The sequence below is a fragment of the Thalassovita aquimarina genome (genome assembly GCF_018219815.1).
Lineage (GTDB): Bacteria > Pseudomonadota > Alphaproteobacteria > Rhodobacterales > Rhodobacteraceae > Thalassobius > Thalassobius aquimarinus.
In genome coordinates this window covers 24,635-50,223 of record NZ_JADMKU010000013.1, presented here as the reverse complement: position 1 = coordinate 50,223, position 25,589 = coordinate 24,635, and the positions used below count along the sequence as shown (strand labels likewise).

At 64.0% G+C, this 25,589-nt stretch carries 27 protein-coding genes and 1 tRNA gene; 11 read left to right on the top strand and 17 right to left on the bottom strand.

All coding sequences use genetic code 11. The features are described from left to right. From IT775_RS14210 to IT775_RS14200, 3 genes are read right to left on the bottom strand one after another with little or no spacing between them, the layout of a single operon-like run. On the bottom strand, positions 1–2,373 hold the full coding sequence (locus tag IT775_RS14210) for a xanthine dehydrogenase family protein molybdopterin-binding subunit (RefSeq protein ID WP_246525595.1): 2,373 nt from the start codon (positions 2,371–2,373) through the stop codon (positions 1–3). A 2-nt stretch (positions 2,374–2,375) separates the two neighbouring features. After that, positions 2,376–2,864 (bottom strand): (2Fe-2S)-binding protein, encoded by a 489-nt coding sequence (locus tag IT775_RS14205; RefSeq protein ID WP_212701782.1) that lies wholly within the window; start codon positions 2,862–2,864, stop codon positions 2,376–2,378. Beyond that, a complete protein-coding gene (locus IT775_RS14200) occupies positions 2,861–3,775 on the bottom strand; it encodes an FAD binding domain-containing protein (protein WP_212701781.1) in 915 nt (304 codons plus the stop codon). Before IT775_RS14200 ends, IT775_RS14205 begins: the two co-directional genes overlap by 4 nt. 99 nt (positions 3,776–3,874) lie before the next feature. On the opposite strand from IT775_RS14200, the gene IT775_RS14195 reads away from it, so the two are divergent. Further along, positions 3,875–4,528, top strand: coding sequence for a TetR/AcrR family transcriptional regulator (locus IT775_RS14195; RefSeq protein WP_212701780.1), 654 nt, complete (start codon positions 3,875–3,877; stop codon positions 4,526–4,528). A 40-nt stretch (positions 4,529–4,568) separates the two neighbouring features. Here IT775_RS14195 and IT775_RS14190 read toward each other — a convergent pair whose 3' ends face one another. Continuing rightward, positions 4,569–4,757, bottom strand: coding sequence for a hypothetical protein (locus IT775_RS14190; RefSeq protein ID WP_212701779.1), 189 nt, complete (start codon positions 4,755–4,757; stop codon positions 4,569–4,571). A 15-nt stretch (positions 4,758–4,772) separates the two neighbouring features. Between IT775_RS14190 and IT775_RS14185 the strand changes: the two genes are divergently transcribed. Together IT775_RS14185 and modA are read left to right on the top strand one after the other, a co-directional pair. Beyond that, on the top strand, positions 4,773–5,084 hold the full coding sequence (locus IT775_RS14185) for a winged helix-turn-helix domain-containing protein (protein WP_212701778.1): 312 nt from the start codon (positions 4,773–4,775) through the stop codon (positions 5,082–5,084). Between the two features lie 63 nt (positions 5,085–5,147). Beyond that, positions 5,148–5,906 (top strand): molybdate ABC transporter substrate-binding protein, encoded by a 759-nt coding sequence (modA, locus tag IT775_RS14180; protein ID WP_212701777.1) that lies wholly within the window; start codon positions 5,148–5,150, stop codon positions 5,904–5,906. A gap of 27 nt (positions 5,907–5,933) precedes the next feature. On the opposite strand, the gene IT775_RS14175 is transcribed toward modA, so the two are convergent. The 4 genes from IT775_RS14175 to ubiT are packed head-to-tail and all read right to left on the bottom strand — an operon-like array spanning position 5,934 to position 9,604. Further along, complete coding sequence (locus IT775_RS14175) at positions 5,934–7,142, bottom strand: NnrS family protein (protein WP_212701776.1); 1,209 nt, start codon at positions 7,140–7,142, stop codon at positions 5,934–5,936. A 21-nt stretch (positions 7,143–7,163) separates the two neighbouring features. Then, complete coding sequence (ubiV, locus tag IT775_RS14170; RefSeq protein WP_246525593.1) at positions 7,164–8,075, bottom strand: ubiquinone anaerobic biosynthesis protein UbiV; 912 nt, start codon at positions 8,073–8,075, stop codon at positions 7,164–7,166. A gap of 5 nt (positions 8,076–8,080) precedes the next feature. Further along, a complete protein-coding gene (ubiU, locus tag IT775_RS14165) occupies positions 8,081–9,079 on the bottom strand; it encodes a ubiquinone anaerobic biosynthesis protein UbiU (RefSeq protein WP_212701774.1) in 999 nt (332 codons plus the stop codon). A gap of 15 nt (positions 9,080–9,094) precedes the next feature. After that, positions 9,095–9,604 carry a ubiquinone anaerobic biosynthesis accessory factor UbiT gene (gene ubiT / locus IT775_RS14160; protein WP_212701773.1) on the bottom strand — a complete coding sequence of 170 codons (510 nt, stop codon included), beginning with the start codon at positions 9,602–9,604 and terminating at the stop codon, positions 9,095–9,097. Positions 9,605–9,805: 201 nt separating this feature from the next. Between ubiT and IT775_RS14155 the strand changes: the two genes are divergently transcribed. From IT775_RS14155 to IT775_RS14145, 3 genes are all read left to right on the top strand, one after another. Then, entirely contained in the window at positions 9,806–10,219 is a 414-nt protein-coding gene (locus IT775_RS14155) for an RrF2 family transcriptional regulator (RefSeq protein WP_212701772.1), read from the top strand. Between the two features lie 186 nt (positions 10,220–10,405). Then, positions 10,406–10,723 carry an excinuclease ABC subunit A gene (locus IT775_RS14150; RefSeq protein WP_212701771.1) on the top strand — a complete coding sequence of 106 codons (318 nt, stop codon included), beginning with the start codon at positions 10,406–10,408 and terminating at the stop codon, positions 10,721–10,723. Between the two features lie 166 nt (positions 10,724–10,889). After that, the gene (locus IT775_RS14145) at positions 10,890–12,425 is read left to right on the top strand and encodes an acetolactate synthase large subunit (RefSeq protein WP_212701770.1); all 1,536 of its coding nucleotides are present in this window, start codon (positions 10,890–10,892) and stop codon (positions 12,423–12,425) included. 53 nt (positions 12,426–12,478) lie between these two features. Here the strand turns inward: IT775_RS14145 and IT775_RS14140 are convergent, their stop codons facing one another. From IT775_RS14140 to glpD, 3 genes are read right to left on the bottom strand one after another with little or no spacing between them, the layout of a single operon-like run. Further along, positions 12,479–12,994 (bottom strand): alkylphosphonate utilization protein, encoded by a 516-nt coding sequence (locus tag IT775_RS14140; protein WP_212701769.1) that lies wholly within the window; start codon positions 12,992–12,994, stop codon positions 12,479–12,481. A 59-nt stretch (positions 12,995–13,053) separates the two neighbouring features. Then, a complete protein-coding gene (glpK, locus tag IT775_RS14135) occupies positions 13,054–14,544 on the bottom strand; it encodes a glycerol kinase GlpK (RefSeq protein ID WP_212701768.1) in 1,491 nt (496 codons plus the stop codon). 52 nt (positions 14,545–14,596) lie between these two features. Then, the gene (gene glpD / locus IT775_RS14130) at positions 14,597–16,153 is read right to left on the bottom strand and encodes a glycerol-3-phosphate dehydrogenase (protein ID WP_212701767.1); all 1,557 of its coding nucleotides are present in this window, start codon (positions 16,151–16,153) and stop codon (positions 14,597–14,599) included. Between the two features lie 237 nt (positions 16,154–16,390). Between glpD and IT775_RS14125 the strand changes: the two genes are divergently transcribed. Next, complete coding sequence (locus tag IT775_RS14125; RefSeq protein ID WP_212701766.1) at positions 16,391–16,555, top strand: hypothetical protein; 165 nt, start codon at positions 16,391–16,393, stop codon at positions 16,553–16,555. Between the two features lie 303 nt (positions 16,556–16,858). Here IT775_RS14125 and IT775_RS14120 read toward each other — a convergent pair. Both IT775_RS14120 and IT775_RS14115 read right to left on the bottom strand, forming a co-directional pair. Then, a tRNA-Leu gene (locus IT775_RS14120) sits at positions 16,859–16,945 on the bottom strand. Positions 16,946–17,002: 57 nt separating this feature from the next. Beyond that, positions 17,003–17,545 (bottom strand): tetratricopeptide repeat protein, encoded by a 543-nt coding sequence (locus tag IT775_RS14115; protein ID WP_212701765.1) that lies wholly within the window; start codon positions 17,543–17,545, stop codon positions 17,003–17,005. Between the two features lie 102 nt (positions 17,546–17,647). Between IT775_RS14115 and IT775_RS14110 the strand changes: the two genes are divergently transcribed. Beyond that, positions 17,648–18,436, top strand: a complete 789-nt coding sequence (locus IT775_RS14110; RefSeq protein ID WP_212701764.1) for a rhomboid family intramembrane serine protease — start codon at positions 17,648–17,650, stop codon at positions 18,434–18,436. Next, complete coding sequence (locus IT775_RS14105; RefSeq protein ID WP_212701763.1) at positions 18,429–18,797, top strand: GFA family protein; 369 nt, start codon at positions 18,429–18,431, stop codon at positions 18,795–18,797. Before IT775_RS14110 ends, IT775_RS14105 begins: the two co-directional genes overlap by 8 nt. Positions 18,798–18,840: 43 nt before the next feature. On the opposite strand, the gene IT775_RS14100 is transcribed toward IT775_RS14105, so the two are convergent. After that, a complete protein-coding gene (locus tag IT775_RS14100) occupies positions 18,841–19,638 on the bottom strand; it encodes an inositol monophosphatase family protein (RefSeq protein WP_212701762.1) in 798 nt (265 codons plus the stop codon). A gap of 166 nt (positions 19,639–19,804) precedes the next feature. Beyond that, positions 19,805–20,710 carry a LysR family transcriptional regulator gene (locus IT775_RS14095; protein ID WP_212701761.1) on the bottom strand — a complete coding sequence of 302 codons (906 nt, stop codon included), beginning with the start codon at positions 20,708–20,710 and terminating at the stop codon, positions 19,805–19,807. A 98-nt stretch (positions 20,711–20,808) separates the two neighbouring features. Here IT775_RS14095 and metF point away from each other — a divergent pair, with 98 nt between their 5' ends. Next, complete coding sequence (metF, locus tag IT775_RS14090; RefSeq protein WP_212701760.1) at positions 20,809–21,675, top strand: methylenetetrahydrofolate reductase [NAD(P)H]; 867 nt, start codon at positions 20,809–20,811, stop codon at positions 21,673–21,675. Positions 21,676–21,743: 68 nt separating this feature from the next. Beyond that, positions 21,744–22,232 carry a PaaI family thioesterase gene (locus IT775_RS14085; RefSeq protein ID WP_212701759.1) on the top strand — a complete coding sequence of 163 codons (489 nt, stop codon included), beginning with the start codon at positions 21,744–21,746 and terminating at the stop codon, positions 22,230–22,232. Here IT775_RS14085 and IT775_RS14080 read toward each other — a convergent pair. Beyond that, positions 22,216–23,280, bottom strand: coding sequence for a DUF2235 domain-containing protein (locus tag IT775_RS14080; protein WP_212701758.1), 1,065 nt, complete (start codon positions 23,278–23,280; stop codon positions 22,216–22,218). The two genes, IT775_RS14085 and IT775_RS14080, sit on opposite strands and share 17 nt — an antisense overlap. Beyond that, a complete protein-coding gene (locus tag IT775_RS14075; protein ID WP_212701757.1) occupies positions 23,258–25,555 on the bottom strand; it encodes a xanthine dehydrogenase family protein molybdopterin-binding subunit in 2,298 nt (765 codons plus the stop codon). The genes IT775_RS14080 and IT775_RS14075 overlap by 23 nt, the downstream gene beginning before the upstream one ends. Between the last annotated feature and the right edge of the window lie 34 nt (positions 25,556–25,589).

Genomic DNA, 25,589 nt, shown 5'->3' with positions numbered 1-25,589 from the left:
TCAGTATCCTCTCTTGGGTCCGGCTGAGACGTGACCGAGGGCGGTCAGGATGCGCAGCGGCGTCATCGGTGTTTGCGAAATCTGTGCCCCCAGCGGGCGAAGCGCGTCGTTGACTGCGTTCATGGCGGCGGCCCCGGCGGCGGCGGTACCGGCCTCGCCCACCCCCTTGGCCCCCAGTATCGTGTCCTTGGTCGGGGTTTCGACATGGGCGATCTCGATGTCGGGCATTTCGCCCGCCATCGGCACCAGGTAATCCGCCAGCGAGGCATTGGTCATCTGGCCCGCGTCGTCGTACAGGCATTCTTCGAAGAACGCCGGCCCAAGGCCCTGAACGACGCCGCCACGGATCTGTTCATCGACCAACAGCGGGTTGATGATCCGGCCGCAATCCTCGACCACCCAGTGTTTCAGCAACCGGGTGATGCCGGTTTCGATATCGACCTCGACATAGCTGGCCTGAATGCCATTCGTGAAATCGAACGGGTAGCCACCGGGCGCGAAATGCTCCGCCGCGGTCAGCGAACTGTTGCAGCCATCCGGAAGCGTATCCGGCCGGTAGGTCGCAATGCGCCCGATTTCGGCCAGAGATATCCGTTCATCGCCCGTAGCGGCATCGACCACCGCCCCATTGGCCAGCGTCAGCTTGGCCGGGTCTGCTTGCAGGATCGCGCCGGCCAGCGCCAGAATCTGCGCCTGCAGCTTGCGCCCCGCCCGCAACGCGGTTTCGCCGCCGATGCCCGCACCGCGACACGCCCAGGTCGCCCCGCCGCTGGGGGTCGTATCGGTATCGCCGGTGGTGACTTTGACACGCTCGGGCGTCACGCCCAACTGGTCGGCCACGACCTGCGCAATGATGGTTTCGGTGCCCTGCCCCTGTTCCGTCACGGATATCGCGCAATGCACATCGCCCGACGGGGTCAGCCGGACGACCGCGCCGTCCTGCGCCGAAATGCGCGCCCCGCCGACGCCGTAGAAAGCCGCGCCGGGATTGGTGATTTCCACGAAAGGCGCGATGCCGATCCCGCGATGGATACCTTGCTCGCGCAGCCTCGCCTGCTCCTTGCGCAGGGCGCCATACCCCATCATGTCGTGCAGTTTCTCAAGGCTCGCCTGGTGCGACAGCTTTTCGAACTGATACCCGGTGGCCGACACATGCGGATAGTCATCGTCGGCCAACAGGTTGCGCGCGCGGATATCAAACGGGTCCATATCCAGCAGCTGGGCGGCGCGATCCACCAATGCCTCGGTCACCGCGCAGGCAATCGGGTGGCCGACGGCACGGTATTGGCTGGTCTGCACCTTGTTCTGGAACACAACCGACAAGCGGCCGCGATAGTCCGGCATCTTGTAGGGCGCGCCCATCAGGCGGATCACCTGATTGCCCTCGGCCGCGCTGGTGCGCGGATAGGTCGAGAACGCCCCGATCTGCGTCATGTCGTCCACATCCATCGCCAGGATGGTGCCGTCCGCATCCACCGCCATGCGCGCGCTGACGCGGTGGTCCCGGGCGTGGATGTCGGAAACGAAGCTTTCCAGCCGATCGGCCACGAAACGTACGGGGCGGCCCAACAAGAGGCTGGCCGCAACCGTCGCCATTTCTTCGTGATACACATGCAGCTTCATCCCGAACGATCCGCCGATATCCGGCGCAATCACACGCACCTTGCTTTCGTTCAGACCGAAATGGCGGGCATAGACGTCTTGGAACTGGTACGGCGTCTGTGTGCCGTGATGCACGGTCAACTGCCCCGTCGAGGGATCGTAATCCGCAATGACGGCACGGGGTTCAAGGGTGACGGCGGTGTGGCGACCGAAGGTGAAATCGCCCTCGACCACATGCGCCGCACGGGCAAACGCCGCATCCAGGTCGGGGGTTTCCAGAACGGTCTGGAAGCACATGTTGCTGTCGATACCGTCCGACGCCAGGGGCGCGTTTTCCATCTGCGCGGCGTCACCGTCAACGATCGCGTCTTCGTCCTCGATGTCCAGCATCACCAGTTCGCAGGCGTCTTCGGCCTCGGCGCGGCTATGGGCGAGGATCATCACGACCGGGTGGCCGGCCCACAGCACCTGACCGTCGGCCAGCATGTTCTGCGGCCCGCTTTGCATGCCCGCGAAGTGATCCAGCGTGCCGACCCAGGGCTCGCAGACATGGTTCAACGTCTGCGCCGTGAACACCCGGACCACACCGGGCGCGGCGGCGGCATCGGTGACATCGACCTCGACAATCCGGCCCTTGGCCATCGGGCTGCGCACGAACGCGGCATGCAGCATGCGAGGCAAGCTGAGATCGGTGGTGAAGCGCCCCCGCCCGGCCAGATGGCGCAGCGCATTTTCCCGCCGGTGGGACTGGCCGATATGATCTTTGGACATGGTCATTTTCCGGCCCCGGCATTGGTTGCGCGCTGTTTGGCAGTGGCCGAGATCGCGTCGACAATCGCCTCGTACCCGGTGCAACGGCAGTAATTTCCCGACAAGGCTTCGCGAATTTCAGGACGTGTCGGCGCAGTGCTTTCAGACAGCAGCGCATGGGCAGTCATGATCATGCCATTGGTGCAGAACCCACACTGCAAGGCATTCCTGGCATGGAAATTCTGCTGCAAGTCCTTGATGTCCCCGCTTTCGTTCAAGCCCTCGATGGTGTCCACCCGTTGTCCGGCGGCCTGCACGGCCAGAACCAGACAGGCATGCACCGGCGTCCCGTCCAGCAGAACGAGACAGGCCCCGCAGGACCCCATTTCGCAGCCCAGGTGAGTACCGGTCAGGCGCAGACGGTCACGAAGCAGATCGGCAAGACTGGTGCGTGGCTCGATGACGTCGCGCACCGCTTCGCCATTCACGATCAGAGTGATTTCGGTTTTCATGCCACAACCTTCAGATTTGTCAGAATTCGCCCCAGCAGCACGCGGGCCAGATGCAGCCGCATATGCGCGGGGAACTGCGGGTCATCGGGTGGATCGAGATCATCACAGAGCGCCGCCTGCGCCTCTGCAATCGCGGCGCCATCAATGGGACTTCCGGTCAGGACCGCCTGCGCCGACACGGCGCGGGTCGGCCGGTCGCCGACAGAAAACAGCGCGATGCTCACGTCATCCGCGACGCCGTCCGTGGTCACGGCCTGAACCGCCGCGCCAACCATCGCGTAATCGCCTCGCCGGCGTGCGATCTCGTCAAAGCCGATCATCTGCCCGGGCACCGGGCAGGGAACGTGGATCGCTTGCAGGATTTCTCCGGGTTCGATCGCGGTTTCGTAGATGTCCTTGAAGAAGTCGTCGGCTGGCACGCGGCGAATTCCTTGCGGGGATACGATTTCAAGTTCTGCCCGCATGGCAACAGCGGCGGCTGGAAATTCGGACGCCGGGTCCGCATGCGCCAAACTGCCGCCCAAGGTGCCGCGATTACGGATAGCGGGATGCGCGACGAACGGGGCCGCCGCGGCGAAAAGCGGGGCGTGTGCCGCGATCAAGGGATCGTTCATCGCCTGGACGTGCCGGGTCATCGCGCCGATACGAAGCCACCCGTCTTCCAGCGATATGCCCGACAGCGCCGAGATCCGGGATATGTCGATCACCAAAGCCGGAGCTTGCAGGCGCAGCGCCAGGGACGGCACGACACTGTGCCCACCCGACAGGTAGACCGCATCGCCCTCCGCACTGTCATAGGCCGACATCGCATCCGCAATATCCTGTGCCTGCAGGTATTCAAACGCCGGTGATTTCAAGATTTCCTCCCCCTCGATCTCTCCACGTCGGCCAATTTGTAACCAAGTGGTCACTTTTGATAGGCGGGAGGCACGACGCCCGTCAAGAAAAAAGTGACCACTTGGTAATTTCTGATGCTTGAGCTATCATGACCGCGGTTGAATGAGAGACAGATGACACAAACAGGCAGCACCCAAAGCGACGCCGCGCCGCGCCGCAAGAACATGCGAAGCGCCGACCGCGAGAAGCTGATCGTCACCGAGGCGGTCCGGTTTTTCGCTGAATGCGGTTTCGAAGGACAGACCCGGGAATTGGCCAAACGGATGGGGGTTTCCCATGCGGTGATCTACCGGCATTTCGAGAGCAAGGATGCCTTGATCGAACGGGTCTACGACCATGTTTACGTGAAACGGTGGAACCCTGATTGGGAACCGCTGATACTGGATCGCAGCCGCAGCCTTCAGGCGCGCCTTACACAGTTCTACCTCGAATATGCCGAACGTGTTTTCGACTATGACTGGGTCCGGATTTTCGTGTCGTCGGGGCTGAAGTCCTATGGCCTGACAGAACGTTACCTGGACATCATCCGCACCAAGATCATTCGCCCCGCAGCGCTGGAATTGCGCCACGAACTGAACCAAAGCTCAGACCCCGATTCCCTGACGGAAGAAGACCTCGAACTGTTCTGGGGATTGCACGGCGCGGTTTTTTATATCGCGATCCGCAAATTTGTTTACGGCGAACCGGTTGAAATCGATATCGAGAAGGCCGTCAGGAACACCATGAATGCCTTCTTTGTGGGTGTGAAAGAAGCCCGCGAATCCTGATCCCCCGGCACCGCAGTTGAGGGCACCACTGCCTATATCCTCACCGGATGGATTGCGTGTTCCACTGGATGGCATCCTTGGCGCAACAAAGGCGCGGCGACCGAAACGATTGGGCCTGTTCTGATCCGCCCAGTTCGCTGTTGCGCGCCGTCTTCGTGCGCTGCAAACTCTCCTCATGACTGCCGAGACGATCGAAAACAGCGATATCCGGATGCGATTGCGCATCCATTTCGGGAACAGGTTGATGCTGGGCCCGGGCAAGGCCGATTTGCTCGAAGGCATTCGGGAAGCTGGTTCGATTGCCGCGGCGGGCCGCGCCATGTCGATGAGCTACAAGCGGGCCTGGTCTCTCGTCGAAGAAATGAACGCGGCCTTCGGCGAACCCCTCGTGTCGTCCAGCCGGGGCGGGACCCGGGGCGGTGGCGCGCACCTCACGAAGACGGGTGAAGCCGTTCTGTCGCATTACCGCAAGCTCGAGCAAATCACGCGCGCAGCGGGGGAAGAACAGATCGGCGCGATCGAGGACCTTCTCGGCGATATGTCCGTCAATGAATAACGCTTGCCAAGCCGGTGTCCGATTGCGATATGTTTGGCGAAACATATTGCTTGGAGCCCAGTCATGGCAAAACCCTTTACCCGCCTTGCAGCCGCGCTCGCGCTGACCTGCGCCCCGCTGACGCTCCGGGCTGACGAGGTAACTGTTTTCGCGGCAGCGAGCATGACAAACGCGATGGGCGAAATCAAACAAGCGTTCGAGGCCGACACCGGACACGACCTCGTCGTTTCGCTGGCGGGGTCCTCGGCGCTTGCACGGCAAATTCAGCAAGGTGCGCCCGCCGATATCTTCATCTCGGCAAACCCGAACTGGATGGACGTCCTGGAACAAGACGGGCTGCTCGAGCACGACTCCCGTTTCGCGCTGTTGAACAATTCGCTCGTGCTGGTGGCGCACGGTCAGAACGCCGGCGCGATGCAGATTTCCGAACTCCCCGAAAAACTCGGAGACGGCAAACTGGCCATGGCGCTGGTGGACGCAGTCCCGGCCGGCATCTACGGCAAGGCATCGCTGACGACGCTTGGTCTCTGGGACAGTCTTGCGCCACGGGTCGCCCAGACCGACAATGTGCGCGCGGCTCTGGCTCTTGTGGCGATCGGCGAAGCCCCCTTCGGTATTGTCTACGCCACCGATGCGGTGGCCGAAGACGGTGTGACCGTCGTTGCCACCTTCCCGGCCGACAGCCACCCGCCGATCATATATCCCGCGGCGGATATCGCGGGGCGGGATACGGCGGCGGAAAACCAGTTTCTCGAATATCTGCGCGGCGACAAGGCCCGCGCCGCCTTTGAACGGCAGGGGTTCGTGGTGATCCCGCAGTAAGTCGCGCCAAAACGGATTGGCGCCCTATCAGAACCGCTTGGCCGCCGGCAGCCGGAGGAGCAGCCGGCCGTAAACCAACCCGAAGGTGGCGAAAGCCCCGATCCAGAACAGCCCCGATATCGCGTACAGCAGTGCCGCCTCGCCCGGTAAGACGCCCGCCGCCACACGCGCGAAGACGGCGATGACGAGTGCGGCAAAGATCGCGACGGTCCCCGGCCCTGCCGTCAACGTCTTGCCTGTGTGACCAAGCGTTGCCCGCGCCATCACCGCAAGCGTCATCAGGCCGATCGCGCCCCCCATCCAGAGGTGCTGCGCCGCTACCATGCCGACAGGCCCCGGCGCCAGGATCTCGGACCCGAGCGCCAGCGCGCCGAGCGGAAGGAAGGCGTATCCGACGTGGAGCACGGTCAAAAGCGGTTCGGCAAACGTCCGGTGCCCGGCCCAGCGGGCAAGACGCACGACGTGCAGCGCGCCGGCCATGCCCAATGCCACGCCCGTGGCGGGGCTGTCGGGCAGCGCCACCCAGAGCAGCAAGGCAGCGAGAAGAACAAGAAGCGCCAGCCTGTCGAACCGCTGCATCGGCGGCACCGGCATCCGCCCGCCCCCCCGCTTGACCAGCCAGTTTCGCGTGAAAGACGGAACGATCCTCCCGCCAATCACCGCGATCATCATGATCCCGGCCCCCACCCCAAGCCGCAGGCCCGTGCCCTGCGCCGCATACCCGCCGCGCGCGGCCTCCATATGGAACAGCGCGTTCGCGGCAGCGAAAACGGCCAGCATCCCGAGCACGATCAGGTTGCGCCAGTTCTTTCCTGCAACGATCTCACGCCCGATGGCGGCGGCCAGAACCAGCGGAAAGGACAAATCGATCAGGGCGACAAGACCTGCGGGAAGCCCCGCCGAGACGGCCACCGCGAACCTCCCGGCCAGCCATAGCGCCGCCAGCCCCCCGAGCCGCCAGCCGACAATCGGCAGCCGCCCGGTCCAGTTCGGTACCGCGGTCAACAGGAAGCCCGCGACCACGGCTCCCAAATACCCGAAAAGGAACTCGTGAGCATGCCACGAAACCGGGTCGAACGCCGTCGGCAGAAGGATATGGCCAGACAGCATCGGCACCCAAAGCACCATGGCCAGCGCCGCCCAAACCGCGCCCCCGAAAAAGAAGGGACGAAAGCCGTAGGTCAGGATCGCGGGGCCGGTCCAGGCGCGCATTTGCTGAGCGGTCGTTCGTGTCATTCGATACCTCCTTCAGGACGATCAGTGCGAAGCGGCGTTTGCGATCCTGCGATAACCCGCCTGCCCGTAATAGAAACCGTTGCTGAACGGCGTATCGGCACAGATTTCACGCAGGCGCGCTTCGGCCTCCTCCATGCCCAGCGCCCGATCCAGCACGCCACGGAACACGGCAGCGACGCCGACCATGTCCACCGCCTGCGGCTGCAGCCGCAGATGGGTAACACCATCCGCGACGAGCCGCCCGGTCTCCGGCAAGAGGTCGACATAGCTTTCCGACTGCGTCTGGATGCCATTGACCCGCAGGATCGGATTGTCGTCCGTGGTGCGCAGGGGCATTCCGTCCGGATCGCCCTCGCAGACGAATTGGCAGTTATCCTTGGTGCGCCCATGGGCACGGGCGTGGTAGCAACGCGCCGATACCGCAAGAGAGGCCCGCCCGAAGACCTGCACCTCGACCCCGAGCCCAAGCTGGCGCGCGTTGCGGGCGGCCGTGGCGATCGCTTCACCGGGCAATTCGGTAGGGAGACAAACATGCGTGGCCCCCTGCCGTGCCATCCAGTCGATGGTCGCCTCGTTGTAGGCGTTCATGAAGGGGCCGATCCGGTGGGCGCGCCTGCCGCGGGCATAAAGCCCCGCGGCGTTGTTGATCTCGATTTCAGGCGCATGCATCGCGGCAAGGTCTTCGGTCGCCTTGCGCTCGCGCTTGAGCATGACCTCGGCAAGCGTCGACAGGATGACCGTCTTGCCGGCGCGCTCCAGCCGTTCGATCGTCACGGGCAGGTCGGCTTCGTGAAACGGCGCGCGCTTCGAACAGATCACCTCACCGAGATAGACTTCGTCCACCGCGGCCTCATCGGCGATACGGGCAAAGAAATCGCGCCGCTTCTCGGCAGACCAGTGATAAGCGATGGGGCCCAGGGTCAGTTTCGTCATCTTTGTCACCGCCATTTCTTGGTTTCGAAGGCGCCTTGCGTCTGTTTTTGCCCCTCGGTCAGCGCAATGAGGTCCGCGATATCGGCGGGGCGGCCTTCGCGGATATCATCCACCGCCCGACGAAAGGCCGAAACGACCCCCCGCACATAGGATTTCGACCGCTGGCGCCCCTCGATCTTGAAAGCGTGCACGCCCGCGTCGATAAGCTCCGGTAGCAGGCGCGACAGGTTTAGACTGACCGGTTCCTCGAAGGCGTAATATCCCTCGCTCCGGTGCGGAGCAGTGTAACGCCCCTTGCAAATCGTGGGATAGCCCGCCTTTTCCTCGGGCCCGAAACAGTCGATCGTGAAGCCTGCCAATTGCGAAGACATCGACCCGTCGGCATGGCGCGTGTATTCCACGTCCGAAGCGGGCGAACACACGCCGTCCATGTTCGTGGACTGCCCGGTCAGGTAGTTTGTGAGGCTGCATCGCCCTTCGACCATCAAGCCGTGATTTCCGAAGATGAAGGTTTCGATTTCGCAGGGGATTTCCTTCCGGATCGCCCGGATCTCGGGGATGGTCAGGATGCGAGGCAGAACGATGCGCTTCACCCCGAAATGTTCGCAATAATATCGAATTGCTTCGGGGCTCGAGGCGGCCGCCTGCACCGACAGGTGCAGCCGGACACCGGGATGCGTACGGGCGATGTATTCGGCCACGCCCATGTCGGCAACGATGAAGGCGTCAACGCCGATGCGCGCGCCGGTATCTGCCGCCTGGCGCCACAGGTCCACCTTGCCCGCAGGGGGGTAGGTATTCAGCGCAAGCAGCACCTTGGTACCTTTCGCATGCGCGTAGACCACGGCCTCAGCCAGTTCCTCGGGCGTGAAGTTCAGACCCGGGAAATTGCGGGCGTTGGTCGCATCCTGGAAACCGCAGTAAACGGCGTCCGCGCCAGCATCGACGGCGGTCCGCAGTGCGGCGGGCGTCCCCGCGGGGCAGATCAGTTCGGCAAGGCTCATATGACTTCTTTCCCTTCAGCTATTCCCGTAGGATCGGCGCAGGCGCGCAAGGACCGCGCGGCCGGGCGGGCCGAACATCTCGGCCGTTTCGTCCGCAATCGATCCGTCCATGTCGTCGAGAGCGTTGCGCAATCGCACGACCGCCTCCGTGTCTCCGGTCACCTCCAGATCGCGAGAGAAGAAGGCCGCGTCGCCGTCCTCCTCCGAATCGATCAACTCCAGCAGGAGCAGAAACCGCCCCCGGATGACCGCCCCGCCGCGCGGCATCGCATCGCGGGGCACCGCGCGAAACAGCAGATTCTTCGGATCGGGCCGCAGGTGCAGGGCAAAGGGCAGCTCCACCGGATCGATCAGGTAATCCGTGCCCTGATGCGGGCCGAGACGCGCGAAGAGCGACGTGTGCCGTGCCGCGATGCGCCGGACGACGCGGGATAGGAGCGGTTGAACCGTTGCGCAGGCCAGACGGCTGACAACGCCCCCGTTCCGCCAAGATGGCCGATGTGAGATATCGCTGCTTGTCGCCATGAACGGTCCTCTCTTGTTGCCAGAACGCCTTGCTCGGTCACGATGGATCGACGGGAACGTCATGAAACTGCGCCGGTTTCGGCGAGGTCCTGCATGCGCCCTTTTTTCAGGCGACTCACCCGCGTTTGGAAGAATTAGCGTTTGATTTACCGACTACATCTTGTTAATACGCATTACAAATACCAATTCAGGATTGCGACCTTGCGCCTCACTTCCTTCACAGATTACGGACTTCGCGTGCTGATGCGCATGGCAGGCGAACCCGACCGCCATTTCACCACTGGCGAGCTGGCCGACGAGTTCAAGGTCTCGCGCAATCACTTGGCCAAGGTGATCTCGGCACTCTCCAACAACGGGCTGCTGAAAACGCGCCGGGGCGGTGGCGGCGGTGCGACGCTTGCGCAGGACCCCGCCAAGATCCGTCTTGGCGATGTCGTCGAATTGCTCGAGTCGGATCAGGCGCTGGTGGAGTGTTTCCAACCCGGTGGTCACGCCTGCACCCTGATGCCGCAATGCCGCCTGAAAGCGCTGCTCACCCATGCCGAGCAAGAGTTCCTCGCCGATCTGAACCGAAGCACCTTGGCGGATTGCGTCTATCCCGCGATCAATATCTGACGCGCGAAACGGGCGGTCCCGTCACAGACCGCGACGCGCAACAAGATGCATGAGCCGAGCGCAGCAGAACCATCGACCGTCATCCCAAGGGTCGATAGGCGGCCTCCCGCCCGTGTGGTCCCTCAGGGCTTGGCAAGACGCGACCTTTGCTCCACATCTCGCGATGAGTACCAAAGGAGATGCACGATGCGCAAACTGATCCTGATCGCGACGGCCGCCCTGCTGTCTCTCTCGCCCGCCGCCGTGCTTGCTGGCGGGCCGAAAGGCTGCCCTCCCGGCCTCGCCAAGAAACATAACGGCTGCCTGCCCCCCGGCCAGGCCAAGAAAATCTACGGACGCGGCGACTTCCTCGACAAGGATTACGTGCTGATCAGGAATCCCGGCCGTTACGGGCTTGATCCCGGTCAGATCTATTACCGGCTCGGCGATCACGTCTATCGGGTCGACCGCAACACCAAGGAGATCCTCGACCTGATCGGCGCCGTTGCCGCAATCCTTGACTGAGCCCCCGCTTCGCCGGCCGCCGGCGCGCCTGGCCGGCACGACCGAACTCAGGCCTCGTGCGCAAATAACGGGGTGAACGCCCCCATGGCGCAGAAACCTCATGGGTGCCCTTGGCGTGGGCGGTGAAACGTGCAAACTCCCCGGCAAAAGAAGAGGGAGTTTTTTCATGAATGGCGCAGAAAGCCTTGTGCAGTCGCTTCTGGCGGCGGGAATCGATACCTGTTTCGCCAATCCCGGCACCAGCGAGATGCATTTCGTCTCCGCGCTGGACCGGCATCCCGGCATGCGCTGTGTGCTGGGCCTGTTCGAAGGGGTCGTGACCGGGGCCGCCGATGGCTATGGCCGGATGATGGATAAACCCGCCGTCACCCTGCTGCATTGCGGTCCGGGGCTGACAAACGGCATGGCGAACCTGCACAACGCGCGGCGCGCCAATACTCCTGTTCTGAACCTGATCGGAGATCAGGCGACGTCGATCGTGCATATGGACCCGCCGCTGTCCGCCGACACCACCGCGCTGGCCAATACGTTGTCGGTCTGGACCCGCCGATCCACCGATCCCGCCCGCGTCGCCACCGACGCGATGGAAGGCGTGCGCGCCAGCATGGAAGCCCCCGGCGTGGCCAGCCTGATCCTGCCCTCGGACGCCGCCTGGGGCGACGGCGGCCAGATCGCAGCCTACCTGCCGCCCGCGCCGCCCACCGGCCCGACCGGGCTGGCCGTGGACCGCGCCGCGCAGATGCTGACCAATGGCAAGAAAACCGTGCTGCTGCTGTCCAACCGCGCGCTGCGCGAGGGACCTTTGAAAATCGCCGGGCGCATCGCGCACAAGACCGGCGCGCGGCTGATGACCCTGTCGCAGATCCCGCGCCTGCAGGCCGGTCTGGGCCGGGTGCCGATCGAACGCATCCCCTATAACGTGGACCTGTCGATCAAGGCGCTGGACGGGGTGGAACAAATCATCCAGATCGGCGCGCGCGAACCGGTCAACTTCTTCGCCTATCCGGGCAAGCCCAACGTGCCGATGCCCGAAGGTTGCACCTGCCACATGGTCACCCGCCCGGATCAGGACCACATGGCCGCGCTGGACGCGATTGCCGAGGCGGTGAAGGCGACCGAGGACGCACCGCTGCCCGCCGCCCCCGATCACGGCACCCTTTCCGGCGCGATCAGCCCAGAGGCGCTTGGCGCCGCGATCAACCAGAACCTGCCGGACAACGCGATCATCGTCGACGAAAGCGTCAGCTACGGCCGGGCACTTCTGCCGTCGTTCTCGACCGCGAAACCGCATGACTACCTGCACCTGAACGGCGGTTCGATCGGCCTGGGCATCCCGATGGCGACGGGGGCGGCCGTGGCCGCGCCGGGCCGGCGCGTGGTGGCGCTGCAGGCGGACGGATCGGCACTGTACACGCTGCAAGGGTTGTGGACGCAGGCGCGCGAAGGCTTGGATGTCACCACGGTGATCCTGTCGAACCGCCGCTACGCGATCCTGCAGGGCGAAATGACCGCCGTCGGCGCCAACCTCGGCCCGGCAGCGCAGGAGCTTTTCAACCTCGACCGGCCCGCCACCGATTGGCAGTCGATCGCCAAGGGCTTCGGCATCCCGGCAACGCAGGCGGCGGACATGGAAAGCTTGGTCGATCAGTTGAACCGCGCAAACGCGACATCGGGGCCGCAGCTGATCGAACTGATGATCTGAAAAAGAAAGCCCGCCGGACCGGCGGGCTTTTCGTTTCTCGCTGGGCGTCTTGATCAGCTCTTTTTCACGAACTGGGTCAGGATCACGATGCGCTGGCCTTCGACCCGGCCCTCGATCTGGCCTTCGTTGTCGGGCACCAGGGAAATGTTGCGCACCGCGGTGCCGCGCTTGGCGGTGAAGCCCGCGCCCTTGACCGGCAGATCCTTGATCAGGACAACGCTGTCGCCCTGCGACAGCACCGTGCCGTTGCTGTCGCGATGCACGATTTCGGGTTCGGTGGAAAGGCCGGCCTCGGCCCATTCCATCACCTCGGGTTCCAGATAGGCGATGTCCAGAAGGTCGCGTGCCCAGGCCGCGTCGAGTTTGTGTAGCATCCGCCAGGCCAGCACCTGAACCGCCGGTTCGGTCGACCAGATCGCGTCATTCAGGCATTTCCAGTGCGGCACGTCCTCGGCCCCGTTCTGCACGCCCTCGGCGCAAGTGGCGCACAGTGCCACGGTATCGTCGCGCGGGGCGACCTGAACGGGCGTGGTTTCGGCGGCGCCGCAGAATGCACAAGTGTCGGACATCGGATTTCCTTTCGCTTCGATGGCCCGCTTATCCGCCCCCGGCACCGCCTTGTCCAGCCTCAGCCCGCAGGCACTCCCAGCGTCGCCGCAACGGCTGCCTGCCAACGGCCGTACCTGCGATCGCGTTCGAACTGCGGCAGGCGCGGTTCGAACCGCGCCGAGCGCGCCCAGCCGGCGGCAAACTCCTCCCGGTCGGGATAAATCCCGGCGCGCATGCCCGCCAGCCAGGCAACACCCAACGCGGTGGTTTCCAGCACCTCTGGACGATCCACCGGCGCGCCCAGGATGTCGGCGAGAAACTGCATCGTCCAATCCGAGGCCGCCATGCCGCCATCGACCCGGAGCGTCGTCCGCCCCTGCCCCGATGCCCAATCGGCCTGCATCGCCTGCACCAGATCGCGGGTTTGATACCCGACGCTTTCCAGTGCCGCGCGGGCGAATTCGGCAGGCCCCGATCCACGGGTCAGGCCGAACACCGCCCCACGGCAGTCGGGAGCCCAGTAAGGCGCGCCAAGCCCGGTGAACGCCGGCACGATCACCACGTCCTGAACCGGATCGGCAGCTTCGGCCAGCGCCTGTGTTTCGCCCGCATTTTCGATGATGCCCAACCCGTCGCGCAGCCATTGCACCACCGCCCCGGCGATGAAGATCGATCCTTCCAGCGCATAGGTCGACTTGCCGTCGAACTGGTAGGCGATGGTGGTCAGCAGCCGGTTTTGCGACCGCACCGGCACATCGCCGGTATTCAGAAGCGCGAAACAGCCCGTGCCATAGGTCGATTTCATCATGCCCGGCATGAAACAGGCCTGCCCGATGGTGGCGGCCTGCTGATCGCCGGCGACGCCAAGGATCGGGATTTCACCGCCCAGAACGCCGGTCACCCCGAAATCGGCGGCGCAATCGCGGACCTCGGGCAGCATCGACATGGGAATGTCCAGAAGATCGCAGATCTCCGCGCTCCACTCGCCCTTGCGGATGTCGTAAATCAGGGTGCGGGCGGCATTGGTGGCATCGGTCGCATGCACCCGCCCTCCGGTAAATTTCCAGATCAGGAAGCAATCCACCGTGCCGAACCGCAGCTTGCCCGCCCGCGCCCGGTCGCGGGCGCCCGCCACGTTGTCGAGGATCCATTTCACCTTGGTGCCGGAAAAATACGGATCGAGCAGCAACCCGGTGGTTTCGCTGATCATATCCTCATGCCCGGAGGCGCGCAGGAAGGCGCAGGTGTCGGCGGTGCGGCGGTCCTGCCAGACGATGGCGTTATGAAGTGTCTCACCGGAATCCGCGTCCCAGACCAGCGTGGTTTCGCGCTGATTGGTGATGCCGATTCCGGCAACCTGTTCGGGCCCGATACCGGCCTTCGCCATCACGTCGCGCGCTGTCTGCTCGGTGGTCGCCCACAGGTCCGCCGGGTCGTGTTCGACCCACCCCGAGGCCGGAAAGTGCTGGGGGAATTCCTGTTGCGCCACCTGCACCGGCTGCAGATCCTTGTCGAACAGGATCGCGCGGCTCGACGTGGTGCCCTGATCGATCGCCAGTATATAGCTCATCTATCCTCCCCTTTTGCGCCAGATTGGCGAAACCGGGCAGCGGTTTCCACCCTTAACCGTGTGCCTTGATCCAGGCCGCGACCGCTGCAACCTGATCAGCATTCAGCCGCAGCCCCAGCTTGGAGCGCCGCCACAGCACGTCCTCGGCCGTACAGGCGAATTCGTGGGACATCAGCCAACGCAGTTCCGCCTCGCTCAGCGTGCCGCCGAAATCTTGGCCCAGATCGGCGGGGGTTTCGGCGTTGCCCAACACCTGCTCTGCCTCGGTTCCGTAGGCACGGAACAGCCGCTCGGCCCATTTTTCGGTCAGGAACGGATAGCGCGCCAGCAGCGCCGCCTTGCGCGCCGCCACCTGCCCCACCGGCAGATCGCCGCCCGGCAACGCCACGCCGGCCGTCCAGCCCTGCGTCGAAGTCCCCAGCAGCGGGGACAACCGTTCCATCGCCTTTTCGGCCAGCCTGCGATAGGTGGTGATCTTGCCGCCGAACACGCTGAGCAGGGGCGCACCGGCCTGATCCAGCTTCAGCACGTAATCCCGAGTCGCCGACTGCGCCTTGCCCGCCCCGTCATCGAACAGCGGACGAACGCCGGAATAGGTCCAGACGATATCGTCGCGCCCCAGCCGGGTCTTGAAATAGCCGTTGGCGAAATCGAGCAGGTAATCGGTTTCCGCATCGCTGATCCGGGCCGGCGTGTCGGGATCGGCGTGATCGGCATCGGTAGTGCCGATCAGGGTGAAATCCTGTTCATAGGGGATGGCGAAGATGATCCTGCCGTCGCCGCCCTGGAAGAAATAACACTTGTCGTGGTCGAACAGACGCCGGGTCACGATATGGCTGCCGCGCACCAGCCGGATCGCGGCGGGGCTGTCGACATGGACGATATCGGCCAGCGTTTCGCTGACCCACGGCCCGGCGGCATTGACCAGCGCCCGCGCCATTACGTCCCGCGTCCCGTCCCCGGCTTGCAGGGCAATGCGCCACAGATCACCGTCGCGCCTGGCCGCGACCACCTTGGTCCGGGGCATGATATCGGCCCCGCGCGCAGCCGTATCGCGGGCGTTCAGGACCACCAGCCGGGCGTCATCAACCCAGCAATCGGAATATTCATAGGCCTTGGCAAACCGGTCCTGCAGCGGTTTGCCCGCCGGATCGGTACTCAGGTCCAGCGCGCAGGTGCCGGGCAGGATTTTCCGACCGCCCAAGTGATCGTACAGGAACAGGCCCAGCCGGATCATCCAGTTCGGCCGCCGCCCCTTCAGCCAGGGCATGAACAATGTCAGCAGGCGCGATGCGGGCGTGTCGGTTTCGAACCGCATGTCCCGGTGTAGCGGCAGCACGAACCGCATCGGCCAGCTGATATGCGGCATTGCCTGCAGCAACACTTCGCGTTCGGCGAGCGCGGCGCGCACCAGCCGCAATTCGAAATATTCAAGGTACCGCAGCCCGCCATGAAACAGCTTGGTCGAGGACGAAGAGGTTGCCTGCGCCAGGTCTCCCATTTCCGCCAAGCCCACCGACAGCCCCCGGCCCGCCGCATCGCGGACAATGCCGCAGCCATTGATGCCACCGCCGATAATGAAAAGGTCGTAAGGGTCTGGCCGGGACATGTTGAGGTCTCGCATGAAATGTCTTTGCCCTGTCTTGGGACGGGTGATGGCGGCGCGTCAAGATTGCCGACGGGTCAACACGAACCGTCAGGTACCCGCCCCATTTGCCCCTGCCGGCAGGGGCATGGGCAGACGCGCAGGGAAATGCCCCACCGACCCGCAGGATACACCGGCGGAAGGAACAACCTTTTGTTAAAAATCATGGACGCCAATTGCAACCAAGGACAGCATATCCTTATGAAAGCAGAAGACTTTGACAGATGGATGAAGGCGACGGAAACGCGCTATGCCGCCGACCTCACAAGGAAGCTCGGGCTATCCAGGAACCTCGCACAGCGGCTTCTTGTTGACGTGAAAGAGGGCAAGGATATCAAACTGAAAAAACGGTTCTTCTGGCAATGAGTGCCGTCGCCGCCGGCCTGCCGCCTTGGGGTCCGGTCGACGACGCATAGAACCCGACCTTGGGTATGATCACCGTTACGGTCCCGTCGTAATACTGCTTCGGCTGTCTTTGACATTGCGCGAGGCTGTGGGAGAAAACGGCTTCCGGACAAGGCCGGGCGTTCCCTGCCGCGGCCGCCGAAGCATCCATTCACCTGTCCGGACAAAAGCGACCCAACAACGGGACGAAACGAGATGTGGGAGTCACTATTGATGGAATCCAACAACGACACCTCAAGAAACGCATTAAGAGATTGATTTTATTGGTACGGGCGGCCGGACTCGAACCGGCACGGCCTTATCGGCCTAGAGATTTTAAGTCTCCTGTGTCTACCATTCCACCACGCCCGCGTGGGTTCGGTGGCGGGACAATAACGCAAGTTCCGGGGGTGTAAAGCCGATCGGGTTTCAAAGTTCCTCGCCCGGCGGGTCCAGCAGCAAACGCCGCTCGGGCAGCCATGGATTGAGCTCGAGCGCCTGACGCAGAACCGCCTGCCCCTCCTCCATCCGGCCCAGACCGATCAGCGTCATTGCCTTGCCCGCCAATGCCGCCACATGGGTCGGCGACAGCGCCAGCGCGCGATCCAGATCGTCAAGCGCGCGGGCGTAATCCTGCTGAATGAAACGGACGAAAGCGCGCTGGTTGTAGCCTTCGGCATATTCGGGGCAATAGGCAATCAGGCGGTCGAAATCCGCCGCCGCGCCCAACAGGTCGAAAGCCCGGCGCTTGCGCATGCCCCGATCCAGCACCTCCTGAGCCGCTTCGTCCGGGGCATCAGCCCACAGCGCCCACATGTCGTTGGTGATCAGCCGCGCCTGATATTCGTTGGGCGCCTCCTGCGCCTGCCGCAACAGGTCCGCCAGCGCCTCGGAATGATCCGGCGCGGAGGGGCATGCCGAGGCCATTGGAACAGCGCAAAGCAAGGCGAAAACGGTCAAAACGGATTTCATGCCAAAAATACTGGCGCGAAAACGCCCCGGGTCAAGTCACGCCGCCGCGAGCGGTACCGATGCATGGTTGACGCCGCCCCGAAAAGCCGAAATCGTCCCCGCATGTTTCCGATCCGCGATCACAACCCGTCCGCGAGCACGCCCTATGTCACCTATGCGCTGATGCTGGTGAACGTGCTGGTCTTTCTCAGCTATGTCAGCCTGTTCGGCGACCAGCGCGCCCTTGGGGCGTTTTTCGACAACTGGGCGCTGATCCCGGCAAGGGTGTCGCAGGGCGAGGGCATGGTCACCCTGTTCACCACCATGTTCATGCATGGCGGTTTCATGCACCTGGCGGGCAACATGCTGTTCCTGTGGATCTTCGGCGACAACCTCGAAGACCAGATGGGCCATGTCGGTTACCTGCTGTTCTACCTCGCCTCGGGGCTGGCGGCGGCGCTGGTGCATGTCATGGCCGCGCCGCATTCGCCGGTGCCCACGGTCGGGGCTTCGGGCGCGATCGCCGGGGTGATGGGGGGGTACCTGCTGCTCTATCCCAAGGCGCGGGTCGACATCCTGTTCGTCTTCATCATCTTCTTCCGCATCTTTTCGGTACCGGCCTGGGTCATGCTGGGGGTCTGGTTCGCGATACAGCTGACGGCGGGCATCGGATCGAACGCGATGATGGGTGGCGTCGCCTACTGGGCCCATGCGGGCGGCTTCATCGCGGGCTTCATCCTGACCCTGCCGGTCTGGATGCGCCAGGGCGGTATCGGGTACTGGAACCAGCATCACGGCCGCCCACCGCATCCGGAGGCCGAATATGAACTGACACCGACGCGCATTCCCCGTGTGAAGCGGCGCGGGGCCACGACGCGCGTCCCCCGAGTGAGAAGGAAGAAAGATGACTGATCCCGTGAAAGCGACCTGCCATTGCGGCGCGGTGGAACTGTCGGTGCGGCTGAGCGACAGCTTCAACACCGCCCGGCGCTGCGATTGTTCGTTCTGCCGCCGGCGCGGCGCCATCGCGGTGTCGGCGCCGCTTGACGGGATCGAGGTGGTCAAGGGCGCGGACAACCTGACGCTCTACACCTGGGGTACAGGCACCGCGAAGCATTATTTCTGCAAGACCTGCGGCATCTACACCCATCACCAGCGCCGGTCGGACCCGACGCAATACGGGGTGAACGTGGGCTGTATCGAGGGCGTCAATCCGCGCGATTTGGGTGATGTGCCGTGGACCGACGGGGTCAATCACCCCTCGGACCGCTAACACCTGCAAAGGCGCGGAAGCGGTATCGCTTCCGCCCTGACGCTCAGACTTCGCGGGCGCGCACGATGCCGGCGAATTTCTCGAAAATCTCGCCATTCGCGGCGACGATATCGCCATGCTCCAGCGGATCGTGGCCGTCACGGATCGGACCGACCATGCCGCCCGCCTCGGTGACGATCAGGGTGCCGGCGGCGAGATCCCAGATATTCAGCTCGCGTTCCCAGAATCCGTCGTAACGGCCGGCCGCGACATAGGCCAGGTCCAGCGCCGCCGAGCCCCAGCGCCGCACACCGGCGCATTCCGGCATGATCCGGGCCAGGTCCTGCAAAGTCGCGGGCAGCGTCCGCTTGCCGGCAAACGGAATGCCGGTGGCAAAGATCGATTCGATCATCCGGTTGCGGCCCGAAACGCGCAGACGGTTGGAATCGTTCAGCCAGGCGCCGGCGCCCTTTTCGGCATAGAACATTTCGTCCTTGGCGGCGTCATAGATCACCCCCGACACGATCTGGCCCTTGTGTTCCAGCGCGATCGAAATCGCCCAGTGCGGCAGCCCGTGCAGGAAGTTGGTGGTGCCGTCCAGCGGATCGACGATCCAGCGCCGGGTCGGGTCCTTGCCTGCCTCCTCGCCGCCTTCCTCGCCCAGCCAGCCATAGGTCGGGCGCGCGCCCATCAGTTCCTCTTTCAGGATCGCCTCGGCGGCCAGGTCGGCCTTGGACACGAAATCGCCCGCGCCCTTCATCGAGACCTGAAGGTTTTCCACCTCGCGGAAGTCCTTCACCAGCGACCGGCCCGCTTTCCGGGCGGCCTTGATCATGATGTTGAGATTTGCGCTGCCTTGCATCGGTCCGGTTCCTCGTTTTCCAAGCCGCGCGTATACGCGGCGCGGGCCTGTTTGCCAAGGGGAAAGGCGGGATAACGCGACGTGGCGGATGCGGGGGCGCTGCCCCCGTCGCCTTGCTGGCGACTCCCCCGGGATATTTTTGAAAAGGAGAAGGAGTCCGGAGTGCTTACTGCCGCTGCAGCTTGACGGGTTCGGTGCGGGCCAGGCGGATGAAATGGGCGAAATAGGGCCGTGTGGCGTCGTCGGTGCGGACCGCCGCGTAGAGCCGTTTGGTCAACCCGTTTTCGGTGATCGGGCGAGTGACGTAATCGGAGGAATATTTCACCTCGCGCACCACCCAGTCGGGCAGCACCGTCACGCCACGGTTCGACGCCACCAGCATCAGGATCACGGCGGTCAGTTCGACCTGCCGAAGGGCTGCGGGTTCGACCCCGGCCGGGGTCAGCAATTCGCTGAAGATGTCCAGCCGGGAACGGTCCACCGGGTAGGTGATCAGGGTTTCGCCCTTAAAATCCCCGGCCTCGATATATTCCTTCTGCGCCAGCGGGTGGGCGCTGGCGGCCACGAAGACCGGGGAATAGTCGAACAGCGGCACGAAATCGACGCCGGCCAGATCCTCGGGGTCCGATGAGATCACCAGATCGACCTCTTCCTTCTGCAGCGCCGGCAGCGCGTCGAAGGCGAGCCCCGCGCGGATATCGAGATCGACCTCGGGCCAGGCCTTTCGGAACTGTTCCAGCACCGGGAACAGCCATTCGAAACAGGCATGGCATTCGATCGCGATGTGCAGCCGCCCGGTCTTGCCGCTGACGATGCCCTTGAACTGTTCCTCCAGCGCCGCCATTTCGGGCAGGATCTTTTCCGCCGCCCCGAGCAGTCGCAGCCCCGCCGCGGTCAGCTTCATCGGCTTGGATCGGCGCACGAACAGTTCCACCCCGGTCTGTTCCTCCAGGTGCTTGATCTGGTGACTCAGCGCCGACTGGGTGATGTTGAGCTGATCCGCCGCCCGCGCCAAGCTGCCGGCATCGTGGATCGCCTTGATAGTACGCAGATGACGCAACTCGATGTGCATTATGAACAACCCTCATGTTCACGTTGAGAATTATGAAGTTGTCTCACAAACGAATTCGGGCGACAAGGGCGCAACCCAAAAAGATGGAATCCGTAGTCATGACAGTGCCCGCCGTATCGTTCGAGTTTTTCCCGCCGCAAAACCTGGAGGCGTCGTTCCGCCTGTGGGACACGGTTCAGGTGCTGGCGCCGCTGGCGCCGCGCTTCGTGTCGGTCACCTATGGCGCCGGCGGCACCACCCGCGACCTGACCCGCGACGCGGTGGCGACGATCCACAAGCATTCCGGGCTGAAGGTGGCGGCGCACCTGACCTGCGTTGATGCCACCCGGGAAGAAACGTTGGCCATCGCCGACCAGTTCGCCGCCGCCGGCGTCACCGATATCGTGGCGCTGCGTGGCGATCCGCCCAAGGGCACCGGCGCGTTCAAGCCGCATCCCGACGGCTTTGCCAGCTCGATCGAACTGATCGAGGCGCTGGCCGCGAAGGACACCTTCAATATCCGCGTCGGCGCCTATCCCGAAAAGCACCCCGAATCGCCGGACCATTCGGCCGATATCGAATGGCTGAAGCGCAAGTTCGACGCAGGTGCGGACGAGGCGCTGACCCAGTTCTTCTTCGAAGCCGAAACCTTCTTCCGCTTCCGCGATGCCTGCGAAAAGGCCGGCATCGACAAGCCGATCATTCCCGGCATCCTGCCGATCGAGAATTTTAAGGGCGCGCGACGATTCGCGGAAAGCTGCGGCACCGTGGTGCCCGACTGGGTGATCGAGGCCTTCGATAAGGCCGAGCGTGACGGGCGCCAAGACCTGCTGGCCACTGCGCTGTGCACGGAGCTGTGCAGCGACCTGATCGAGGGCGGCGTGGACAGCTTGCATTTCTACACGCTGAACCGGCCGGAACTGACCCGCGACGTCTGCCATGCTCTTGGCGTCACGCCCAAGGCGCAGCTGGAAAACGTCGCGTAACACCCCCATTCCCGGGCTTGCTCCGCGCCCCCTGTCGACGTCACTGTGACGCGCAGGAGGAACGCCGAATGCTCGAAAGAAAAATTGCCACGTCGCCCGACGACTTACCCAGCCAGGATGAACTGCTGGGCATTTCGGGGCTGGAAGCGATGCAGCGCATGCAGCGCGGGGAAAGTTCGGGGCCGCCGATTTCCAGGCTGCTGAATTACACCCTGAGCGAGGTCGAGGATGGCCGCGTGGTGTTTCGCGGTTCGCCGACCTTCGACGCGACCAACCCCATGGGGACGGTGCATGGCGGCTGGTACGGCACCGTCCTGGACAGCTGCATGGCCTGCGCCGTGATGACCAAGGTGCCGCGGGGCAGCGTCTACACGACGCTGGAATACAAGATCAACATCCTGCGCCCGATCCCGCTGGGCACCGAGGTCGAGGCGATCGGCGTGGCCCAGCATGTCGGACGCTCAACCGGGATCGCCAATGGCGAAATTCGCGGTGTCGAGGACGGACGGCTTTACGCCACCGGATCGACCACCTGCATTATCATGAAACTGCGTTAGAATTCGCGGCGGGGGTGCCGCACCGTTCGGACGGCACGGTTTCGTGCATCCGTTCGGACGGATCGGCGCAGATCACCCGGCGCTTGCGCAGCAGGAACATCTTGCCCCAACCGCGCCATGTCCCGACCGACGGGGCGTTCGGGTCGCGCGGGAACTGATCGCGCCAGCTCTCGGGTAGCGGCAAACCGCAGCTCTGCGCCCGTTCCAGCATCCAGACCAGGGGGACATTCGACAGCGGGCGGGCGTCCTGGAAATCACCCAGCTGGCCGCCGATATCGCCATGGGTGCCGCGGAACCAGACCTGCTGAATCCGCTCGGCGCCGTGTTCGCTACTGTCCCACAGGACGGGATCGAACACCGCCCGCGTTTCATCCAGCGCCAGCGCATGAAAGCCATGCTTCACCACCTTGCCAAGGTCGTGGGAATGGAAGGCATGCTTTTCCTCCGACCATTTCCAAAGCAGCGGCAACCGCACACCAAGCGCCTTCACCGTGTCCCAGGCGCCGATCATCTCGATCTCGAAATCCGCGTAGCAATGGGCGGCACGGAACGCGCGGCAGGCGGGGCTGCCCGGCGGGCTTTGGTAATGGCGATAGGCCAGCTGGATGTTGCGTTCGGTGGCCGCGTCGGGCTTCAGCAACCCGACCTGGTCGATCACGCCGGCCAGCGACCGCACCGCGTAGGCCCCGCGCGAATACCCGAACAGGAACACCCTGTCGCCGGGACGATAGCGGCTGGCCAGGTAGCCGTAGGCGCGGCGGATCTGCCTGTTGATGCCACGCCCCATCAACACGTCGGGCGCATGGCGCCATTCCAGCATCTGCACCCCGGCTTCGTAGTAGACCGACACCGGCGCACCGACCTGGGACAACACCCGGTAAGTCAGGCCTGCATTGGTTTCCTCGCCCGGGGTGAGCGTGGACATAGTTCCGTCGAGGATGATCGCATGGATAAGGGGCCCGCGCGGTGCGCTCACCGGGGAATGGCCCGACCAGAAGCCGGGCCTGACCCATTTGAAGAGTCGCTTAGTGAGCGCCCTCAGCCGCATCCTGCAATGTCTCCCAAACTCTCAGCGGTGTCACCGGCATGTCGATCCTGCGCACGCCGCGTTGCCACAGCGCATCCAGCACCGCGTTCATCGCCGATGCCATCGCACCGACCGTACCCGCTTCGCCGCAGCCTTTCATCCCCATCGGGTTCGCGGTCGAAGGCACCGGTTCGGTCGAAAAATCGATCATCGGCATGTCGGCCGCCCGCGGCATCGCGTAATCCATGAAGGACCCGGACAGAAGCTGCCCTTCCTCATCATATGCGACCCGTTCCATCATAACCTGGCCGGCGCCCTGCGCGACCCCACCATGAACCTGGCCCTCGGCCAGCAGCGGATTGATCAGGTTGCCGAAGTCATCGACCACCGTGTACTTGACCAGTTCGACCTGCCCGGTGTCGGGGTCGACCTCGACCTCGGCCACATGGGCGCCGTTGGGATAGGACCGCGCCGGCAGCGTCGCCCGCGCCTCGTGCATCAGCAGATCGGTGCGCCCGTCGGCCCGCGCCATTTCGGCGGCCTCCAGGAAGGTCGGCGTCATGTTTGATCCGGGCGCGCGGAAGGTTTCGTCGTCGAACCGGATGTCGCCCTCATCGACCCCCATCTTTTCCGCCAGGTAGGGGGTGAAGGCCGCCACCATCTTGTCCACGGTCGCAAGGGTGGCGTTGGCCTGCACCGTCACCGACCGCGACCCGCCGGTGCCGCCGCCCTGCGCGATCCGGTCGCTGTCGCCTTGCACCACCGAAATCATCTCCATCGGGATCCCGGTCTGATCGCTGAGGAACTTGGCATAGACGGTTTCGTGCCCCTGCCCGTTCGACTGGGTGCCGACATAGATCGACACGGTGCCGTCTTCGTTGAATTCCACCTTCGCGCCCTCGGACGGATCACCCAGGATGCTTTCGATATAGTAGCTCAGCCCGATCCCGCGCAGCTTGCCGCGCGCTTCGCTGTCCGCCCGGCGGGCGGCGAACCCGGCGCGGTCTGATTTTTCCTCGGCCGTGTTCAGCACCTTGACGAAATCGCCCACGTCGTAATTTTCGCCGGTGGCGCTCTTGTAGGGGAAGCTGTCCTTCGGAATGAAATTGATCCGGCGCAGTTCCCACGGGTCCACGCCCAGTTCGCGCGCGGCCTGATCCATCATCCGTTCCAGCACATAGATCGCCTCGGGCCGGCCGGCGCCGCGATAGGCATCGACCTGGGTGGTGTTGGTATAGAACCCTTCCACGTGCAGATAGGTGTCCTGCACGTCATAGGTCCCCATCAGCACCCGCGCGAACAGGTTCGACTGGATGATCTGGCCGAAATTGCTGTTATAGGCGCCAAGGTTGCAACGGGTGTCGACGCGATAGCCAATGATCCGGTTGTTTTCGTCAAACGCCAGCGCCGCGTCGCTGATCAGGTCGCGGCCGTGGTGGTCGCTCAGCATCGCGTCGGACCGTTCCCCCATCCAGCGCACCGGACGGTTCAGCACCATCGCGGCGTGGGCGGCGGCAAAATATTCCGGGTATGGCGGCGATTTCATCCCGAACCCGCCGCCAACATCGGGGGTGGTGACACGGACGTTTTCGGGGTCCAGCGACAAGATCTTGGCAAGCGCCGCCTTCACCCCCCAGACGCCCTGACCGCCGAAGGACAGATGCAGGCGCCCGTCCTGCCATTCGGCATGACAGCCACGCGGTTCGATCGAATTGACGATGATACGGCTGTCGACGACTTCCATCCGCACCACCTTAGCGGCGCGTTCGAAAGCGGCGGCGCAGGCTGCTTCGTCGCCCAGCCCCCAGTCATAGGCACGGTTGTCCGGCGCTTCGTCATGCAGCGCCGCCCCGCCCTGCGCCAGGTCCATCTTGGCCGGCAGGTCTTCGTAATCCAGCTCGATCATCTCGGCCGCGTCGCGCGCCTGGTCCAGCGTTTCGGCCACGATCAGAGCCACCGGTTCACCGACATGGCGCAGCTTTTCCAACGCAAGGATCGGGCGGTGGGGCGCCGCCGCGTCGGATCCGTCGCGGTTCTTGATCGTTACCGCCGATAGCCCCGCGGTGATCCCGGCCGCCACCAGGTCTTCCCCGGTCAGAACCAGATGCACCCCGTCGCAGTCCCGCGCCGCATCGACATCCAAGGACAGGATCTTCGCATGCGCCACCGGCGAGCGGAACACGAACGCCCGCAATGCCCCTTCGGGCGCGACATCATCGACATAGCGGCCATGGCCGGTCAGGAGCCGGGTATCCTCGACCCGGGTGATCGCTTGGCTTTTGCCGAATTTTTCCATGCCGCACCTCTTTTGCACCGTCTGGCGGGACAGG

Coding starts and splice junctions, on each gene's coding strand:
- IT775_RS14185 (WP_212701778.1), top strand. CDS start 4,773: ATGCTGGGCCCGGGCAAGGCCGATTTGCTCGAAGGCATTCGGGAAGCT.
- IT775_RS14115 (WP_212701765.1), bottom strand. CDS start 17,545: ATGAAATCCGTTTTGACCGTTTTCGCCTTGCTTTGCGCTGTTCCAATG.
- glpD (WP_212701767.1), bottom strand. CDS start 16,153: ATGTCCCGGCCAGACCCTTACGACCTTTTCATTATCGGCGGTGGCATC.
- IT775_RS14105 (WP_212701763.1), top strand. CDS start 18,429: ATGACTGATCCCGTGAAAGCGACCTGCCATTGCGGCGCGGTGGAACTG.
- IT775_RS14085 (WP_212701759.1), top strand. CDS start 21,744: ATGCTCGAAAGAAAAATTGCCACGTCGCCCGACGACTTACCCAGCCAG.
- metF (WP_212701760.1), top strand. CDS start 20,809: ATGACAGTGCCCGCCGTATCGTTCGAGTTTTTCCCGCCGCAAAACCTG.
- IT775_RS14195 (WP_212701780.1), top strand. CDS start 3,875: ATGACACAAACAGGCAGCACCCAAAGCGACGCCGCGCCGCGCCGCAAG.
- ubiT (WP_212701773.1), bottom strand. CDS start 9,604: ATGGCGACAAGCAGCGATATCTCACATCGGCCATCTTGGCGGAACGGG.
- IT775_RS14075 (WP_212701757.1), bottom strand. CDS start 25,555: ATGGAAAAATTCGGCAAAAGCCAAGCGATCACCCGGGTCGAGGATACC.
- IT775_RS14125 (WP_212701766.1), top strand. CDS start 16,391: ATGAAAGCAGAAGACTTTGACAGATGGATGAAGGCGACGGAAACGCGC.
- IT775_RS14100 (WP_212701762.1), bottom strand. CDS start 19,638: ATGCAAGGCAGCGCAAATCTCAACATCATGATCAAGGCCGCCCGGAAA.
- IT775_RS14210 (WP_246525595.1), bottom strand. CDS start 2,373: ATGTCCAAAGATCATATCGGCCAGTCCCACCGGCGGGAAAATGCGCTG.
- modA (WP_212701777.1), top strand. CDS start 5,148: ATGGCAAAACCCTTTACCCGCCTTGCAGCCGCGCTCGCGCTGACCTGC.
- IT775_RS14175 (WP_212701776.1), bottom strand. CDS start 7,142: ATGACACGAACGACCGCTCAGCAAATGCGCGCCTGGACCGGCCCCGCG.
- IT775_RS14080 (WP_212701758.1), bottom strand. CDS start 23,280: ATGCGGCTGAGGGCGCTCACTAAGCGACTCTTCAAATGGGTCAGGCCC.
- IT775_RS14140 (WP_212701769.1), bottom strand. CDS start 12,994: ATGTCCGACACTTGTGCATTCTGCGGCGCCGCCGAAACCACGCCCGTT.
- glpK (WP_212701768.1), bottom strand. CDS start 14,544: ATGAGCTATATACTGGCGATCGATCAGGGCACCACGTCGAGCCGCGCG.
- IT775_RS14110 (WP_212701764.1), top strand. CDS start 17,648: ATGTTTCCGATCCGCGATCACAACCCGTCCGCGAGCACGCCCTATGTC.
- IT775_RS14095 (WP_212701761.1), bottom strand. CDS start 20,710: ATGCACATCGAGTTGCGTCATCTGCGTACTATCAAGGCGATCCACGAT.
- IT775_RS14145 (WP_212701770.1), top strand. CDS start 10,890: ATGAATGGCGCAGAAAGCCTTGTGCAGTCGCTTCTGGCGGCGGGAATC.
- ubiV (WP_246525593.1), bottom strand. CDS start 8,075: ATGACGAAACTGACCCTGGGCCCCATCGCTTATCACTGGTCTGCCGAG.
- IT775_RS14205 (WP_212701782.1), bottom strand. CDS start 2,864: ATGAAAACCGAAATCACTCTGATCGTGAATGGCGAAGCGGTGCGCGAC.
- IT775_RS14150 (WP_212701771.1), top strand. CDS start 10,406: ATGCGCAAACTGATCCTGATCGCGACGGCCGCCCTGCTGTCTCTCTCG.
- ubiU (WP_212701774.1), bottom strand. CDS start 9,079: ATGAGCCTTGCCGAACTGATCTGCCCCGCGGGGACGCCCGCCGCACTG.
- IT775_RS14190 (WP_212701779.1), bottom strand. CDS start 4,757: ATGGATGCGCAATCGCATCCGGATATCGCTGTTTTCGATCGTCTCGGC.